Annotated in this window: 5 protein-coding genes; all 5 read right to left on the minus strand. The window is 46.8% G+C overall.

All coding sequences use genetic code 11. The annotated features are described in order from the left end of the window. Positions 1 to 48: 48 nt before the first annotated feature. Positions 49 to 933: a maltose ABC transporter permease MalG gene (gene malG / locus KDK16_RS10020; protein ID WP_257275909.1), complete on the minus strand. Its 885-nt coding sequence runs from the start codon at positions 931 to 933 to the stop codon at positions 49 to 51. Between the two features lie 9 nt (positions 934 to 942). Next, positions 943 to 2,493, minus strand: a complete 1,551-nt coding sequence (malF, locus tag KDK16_RS10025; protein WP_257275911.1) for a maltose ABC transporter permease MalF — start codon at positions 2,491 to 2,493, stop codon at positions 943 to 945. A 214-nt stretch (positions 2,494 to 2,707) separates the two neighbouring features. After that, positions 2,708 to 3,934 (minus strand): maltose/maltodextrin ABC transporter substrate-binding protein MalE, encoded by a 1,227-nt coding sequence (gene malE, locus KDK16_RS10030; RefSeq protein WP_257275913.1) that lies wholly within the window; start codon positions 3,932 to 3,934, stop codon positions 2,708 to 2,710. Positions 3,935 to 4,549: 615 nt separating this feature from the next. Next, positions 4,550 to 5,287, minus strand: coding sequence for a C39 family peptidase (locus KDK16_RS10035; RefSeq protein WP_257275915.1), 738 nt, complete (start codon positions 5,285 to 5,287; stop codon positions 4,550 to 4,552). 367 nt (positions 5,288 to 5,654) lie between these two features. Next, the coding region (locus KDK16_RS10040) for a hypothetical protein (protein ID WP_257275917.1) at positions 5,655 to 6,496 on the minus strand (842 nt) is incomplete at its 5' end.

Raw genomic sequence — 6,496 nt, forward strand, 5'->3', positions numbered from 1 at the left:
CTCAATTTCTTGCAATCCTCGCTACGGACGCTTAAGTCCGACAGGCTGCTAGCCTTTCACGCCACCTGAAGTCAGACCACCGACAATCCAGCGCTGGCACAACAGGAAAATAATAGAGATGGGCAGACCCGACAGAACGGCTGCCGCAGCAAAATCACCCCAGAGATAATTTTGTGGATTCAGGTATTGTCTGGAGCCAACCGCCAGCGTCAGGTTATCCATACTCTGCAAAAGCACTGAAGCTACCGGGTATTCAGCAATACTGGTAATAAAGGCCAGGATGAATACCACCGCCAGAATGGGCGTTGAAAGTGGCAGTAACACAAAACGAAACGCCTGCCAGGGCGTTGCTCCGTCGATCGCTGCTGCCTCTTCAAGGGATGAATCTATCGTTTCGAAGTAGCCCTTGATCAACCAGATGTGCAGAGCCAGTCCACCCAGATAAGCGACAGTCACCGAACCCAGAGTGTCCAGTCCTAACCAGGGAACATAGTTGCCTATCTGTTCAAACAGTGAGTATATGGCGACCAGTGCCAGTACGGCTGGAAACATCTGCAAAATCATCATGGCGGTCAGCATGGACTCCTTGAACCGGAATCTCAGTCTGGCGAATGCGTAGGCTCCCGTGGTTGAGAGCAGCAGAATCAACACGGTGGAAATAAACGCCACTTTGACAGAATTCCATAACCAGAGAAGGACCGGAAAGGGAGGCTGGGTGATGGAGCCATCGGCATTCTCCCAGGGAATACCAAAAGCCAGATACCAGTGCTCCAGACTGGGGTTGCGGGGTATCAGGTCTCCGGTGGCGAAATTACCGGAACGGAAAGACACCGAAATGATCATCAGGAAGGGAAACATGATCAGACAGAGAAACAGAATCATAAAAATTCTTGCGAACCACACCCGGTATTTCAGGTTTCTAGGCTGTACCATAATAGTCGTTCACTCCATTACCCGTTTGGTCGCTTTCAGGTTCACCCAGGCTATGACACCCACCATGATGAAGATGAAGGTGGCTATAGCGGAGGCCAGGCCGTAATCCTGACCGTACTGACCAAATGCAATGCGGAAGGTATAGCTCACCAGAATGTCGGTGGCACCGGCTGGTGTGCTGGCACCAATGATATTGGGAGCACCATCAGTCAGCAGTGCAATCAGAACCAGATTGTTGAAGTTGAATGCAAAGCTGGCGATCAACATCGGCGTTAGTGGCTTTATGATCATCGGGAAAGTGATGCTGAAGAAGTTCTGTATTGGGGAGGCGCCGTCTATGGCTGAAGCTTCGTAAAGAGTATCCGGAATAGACTTTAACAGGCCAATGGCGAGAATCATCATGTAGGGATAACCCAGCCAGGTATTAACGATCAGGACCATGGTTTTAGCCAGATACTCATTGCTGAACCATTCCGGTTGGATACCCAATAGCAGGTTCAGCAACATATTAATTTCACCAAAATTCTGATTAAACAGGCCTCTGAAAATTAAAATAGAAATAAAGGCCGGGACGGCATAAGGGAGTATTAACAGCAATCGGTAAACGCCATTGCCCTTGAGGGGTTCCCATTGCACCAGACAGGCCATGAGCAAACCTACAGTCATGGTAAAGAGTACCGAGAGAGCAGCAAATACCAGAGTCCAGATGAAAATTTGTAAAAAAGGGCCCTGGATACCAGGATCTTTGAGAACCCGAACGAAATTATCCCAGCCGTTATAGACGACAAAGCCTGGTCCTACTTGCTCACCTGCGGAATCAGGCTGTCCTTCAGGCACTTCGATATAGTAGCCCGTTGTATGATCAGGCTTTAGCAGGTTGCCATTGCGGGTATCTTGCAGAATATCATTACCCATGTCCCGGTAGATTTTTGACATGGGACCAAACTTTCTCAGGCTGGTCATTGTCAGCTCGGTGTTGTCAGGCAGTTCTACGGCTAGTTTTTTGAGAATATTCCGAAGCCTGATAGTATCCCTGAGTGGTAATTTATTACCTTCAGGAAGGTCCGGTGAAAAGTCAGCTTTCAGTGGCGTTGGAATGACCGTTTCGTTGAACGGCTGGCTTACGAGGTGCTTGTCTGTCTCCTTGTTGCTGATGAAAAGAATTCGATAATTGGCTCCTTGCTGATAGATCTTGAAATGATAGGACTCACCTTCTGCTCTGTAGGTTTTGCCCAGATGTTGGGTTTTGACGCGCTCCAAAGATAAGAGATGGCTGGAGCTGTAATTTGTGAATGCGACATATACCGTATAAATAAGGGGGAAAACTATAAATACCGATACCCCCAGAAGAGCAGGGAAAACATACCGGTAGTTGTAGCCCTTATGGCTGATGAATACCCAGGTACCGACACAGGCAATTAAAAGAATAATCAGAGCAAAGGCAATTTCTCCCCGGGCGTACATTAAGGTCACGCCATAGAGCAGTATCAGGTCAATCAGGGCAACTACTCCCCACACCAACCAGATCATTGGGCTCTGTGCTTTCTGATCAGCCTCCATAAAGTTGCCTCCCGGGGCAGATTTAACTCACATATTCTGATGTCGAGAGCGTGACACTGTAGGAATCACTCAAGAAATTACACGTCGTATTTCATAGCATTGATGTAACTGGAAGGCGGCTGACTGCTAAACGGGCTAACGAAAATATGGTACACCGGCCTGTCAGAGTCAGCCTGTCGGGAACCTGTCAGAGTCAGTCTCCTAGACTGACAGCCTAGTCGACAATCTGCTTGGCTGCTTCATTAAGCGCGCTCTTGTAATCCTGTCTGCCGGAGGTGATGTTCATCAGTGCAGACTCCATAGCCGACCAGAATTTTCCCATTTCCGGTACATTGGGCATGAGCAAACCATTGATGGCATTATCGTAAGTAACCTTGATGCGAGGATCTTTTTCCAATTCTTTCATGTAGCTTTTGTTGACCACAGCACCTAGCGGAACATCACTGTTCATAGTACGAAGACCGTCGTCTGTTAGCAGGTAATTTTCAAGAAACTCTCTGGACAGGGCTTTGTTGGGACTGGCACTGTTCAGAGTGGCCCCCCAGACGCCGACAAATGCCTTTGAACGCTGGCCATTGATGCCAGGCAAAGCTGCCACACCATAATTCAGATTTTTGCCGTCGATTTTGGTCTTGTCGAGGTTTGACCAGGCCCAGGGGCCCGTAATCATCATGGCTGCCTGACCCTTGTTGAAGCTGGATTCCATGACTCCATAATCAACACCTCTGGGCATAACGCCTTTATCAATCAGCTCGGTCAGCATTTTTGCACCGGCCATGGCGCCGGCATTATTGACTCCGGTGTCTTTGACATCATAACCTGTTGGTGTTTTCTTGAAGACATAACCGCCATCTGCAGCGAGCATGGGCATAGTGAAGTAAGGCTGGATCTGATCCCACATAATGGTGGTGACTTTACCTTCTTTGCTTTTAGCCAACTTGTCCTTGAGGGGAAACATTTCTTCAAATGAGCTGGGAGGGTCTGGTAACAGGTCTTTGTTGTAGATCAGGCTGATGGCTTCCATAGAGACAGGATAACCATAGATTTTGCCGTTGACTGTCATGGCTTCCCAGCCCAGATCGTCAATTTTGCTTTTGAAATCCGGGGCCGGGTTTACAGAAGACAGGAGGCCACTCTGGGCCCATTCACCGTATCGGTCATGGGCCCAGAACAGAATGTCCGGTCCACCACCTGACGCTGCCGCCTGTTGAAAACGATCGGTAATATTTTCCGGAATCTCAACCTTTACTTTGATTCCAGTGTCTTTCTCAAACCCTTTGCCTACTTCCCGGATACCGTTGTAGGCCTTGTCACCGCCTACCCAGATCACCAATTCATCACCCTGAAAGGAATAGGCCTGAAACGGGCCGAGGACTGCCCCCAGAGTGATAGCAGCTGCAGCTACGGTTTTGCAAAGCGGAGTTCTCAGTAATTTGATCATCAGTCAACGGCTCCCGATCAATTTCGCTGTTCAGAAAAAAGCGCAGGGGCCTTCGCAGTGATAAACCACAAGCGCCTTCTGTAAGACAAGCTTCACACGCAACCGGAAGTGACCCTCTCCGGTCAGCCTCCTGATAGTTCCATTACATGACTTGAATGATCGGTTGAGAATGAAGGTTCGTTTTTTCAGACAGAATCAGAGGATTGCTGTCCGAGATGAAAGAAAACTTATTCAATAATAGCGGCAGAATTGAAGGGCAGTGATGATGTAGAGAATAATTTTTTTCAAGGCATTGTTTTTTACATAATTTTCTAAAAAAGCAAGTTCATATTATTTTTTTTAATCACCGGAAAGAGTGAGGAGCATAGTCTTTTTAGCGCAGAGAGGGACAGCCCGGAGTCCGACAGGACTCCCGGTGCGTTCTATCCTGCTGCTCAATGTTTTACTTGAGCACTTCATGGTGGCAGCGCCAACCTTAATTCTGAAAAGGTTTTACAGCAGCGAATGTGGGGTGATCACTTTTTTGACTGCTTCTTGCTCCGGGGACTGTCGCAAAACCTCATCAAATTGCTTTCGGGCTTCGCGACAGTCTCAGGTGCATGGGAAGGAGACAAATCATGCTTGACGTTTAAGGCGCTCTTTTACTCTAGCAAGTAAACTATCCAGATCTTCTGTAGATTCAGGAGGTTCAGAAGATTCAGAATCTTCTGAATCAACTTTTATTGTAATGATGCCTGTTGGAAATATGTCATCAGCAGCCTTGTCTTGTGCAAGAAATCCTTCTAATTCATGTTCTGAAAGCAGTGACAGTAACCATTCTACAGATTCTATTTCACTACCTCCGGACCACGGATCGTGAACGACTAATTTATCCCCAATAATGCCTATTAACAGGGCATAATGACCATAGAAGTTATTTTCTCTATATGAAAGAAGAATAGGTGCCTCAGAAATCAGTTCAGTTAAAGATTTAACTAATTCTTCTTTCGGTACAGATGAATCAGGGAATTGCAATTCAGATAATTTGAAACTTGAATGATCAGCCTCTTCGTATACTTTTTTTAATGACAATCCTTTAAATATTCCTCTTGGGTTGGTAGAAAGTGATTCAACTTTTTTTGAGTTTGTCGTGGTAGCACGTAATGGGTTATCGCCATAAAATCTTCTGAGCATTTCTACACAGGCATCACCACAGAGGTTAAAATGCCCTTGATGAATGTAGTTAACAGCATGAATATGGCTTGCGGCTTCTACAGTCCTACCTTTAAATTTTTTCTGTTCAGCTTCTAACTTTTTTGTGTCATTGGTAGCATTAAAATGCCAAATTGCTCTGAATGGGCCTCTTAGTTTCATATTTTATCCATTTTTTATTTATCAATTATCAGACTCAGATGCTGACCCACTATTTTGGCATTTCTTTTTCTGGCTTCTTCTTTTCAGTTTTATCATCCGTTGACAGGAATGAGGGAGGTATATCTCTTTTGCTTCCAATCCTTGGCATGGCGAATTCCTATTCACAGGTTCTCTCTATTAATAGTTGTATAGCAAAAACCTTATTACGGGACAATGATGTGAGGCAGTTTAGGGAATACTGAAAACTTATTATTTACAGGCTTCCGTATGATTGAATCTCGCTTTATCTGGAGTCACTGTCTGTACAAAATTCCATTAGGGTACCACTCTCTCTAACTTTATTTTCATAGCGAGATCAAAGGATTGTTCATGCCCACCCCGCTGGAGCATCCTCCTGAGCATCAGGTTTCACTATCTTCTTCGGTACCAGCATTTCCCTCTCTACCAGGAGGTCATTGTCGCTGAAAAAAAAGTGGTGTCGCATCTCGCTGACCACGGCAATCCCCCGCTGTTTCAGGACTTTTTGGGCTGCCTCCGAAGCCAGCGTGGTTTGCGTAAGGGTGCCCGGATTCATCCGAATACCTTCGCTTTTCAGCCGTTGCACCTCTTTCTCCAATGCCTGTTGTGTTGCCGGGTTCAGCAGCGACGGGTCATGTCTGTATTGCATCTTTTCCAGCAGCGTCATTTTGGCTGGAATGGCCACCTGCTGAAGATCATACCAGCTGTTATGAATACCACGAGTGATCCCTTTTTTCTGATCAGCTTTGCAGGCTTTGTGGCTGGGGTCTGAACAGACTACAATTCCGGCCTCCTGAGCCATTTTGCGCCGGACATTGTCATCAATAAACTGGTTCATTCTCTGCACTGGCTCAGTGGTCCATTCAAAGTTTTCAGAGATCTTTGCGCCATTGGCAGCAAGACCGTAGACCTGGGTGTAGTTTTTTTTGCGCCAATCTTGAAGTTGCCCGGTGACCTGCGCCAGATCAGCCGCACCGTGCATGGCGGCTTCCAGATGACGTTGGAATTCACCCTTGTCGTCAGGTTCGGAGGTGAAGTCTCTGCTCAGCTGCGATGGTAAGTCAAGACGTGCAGCGTCAAAACCTGAAGATTGAGTCACCATGAATCCGGGAAAATCAGGCTTAACCCCAAAAACCCGGATAATGTCCATTCGATCCGCAAAGCGTAATATGCGCAGATACCAGCGCACAG

Source organism: Endozoicomonas sp. SESOKO4 (genome assembly GCF_024606275.1).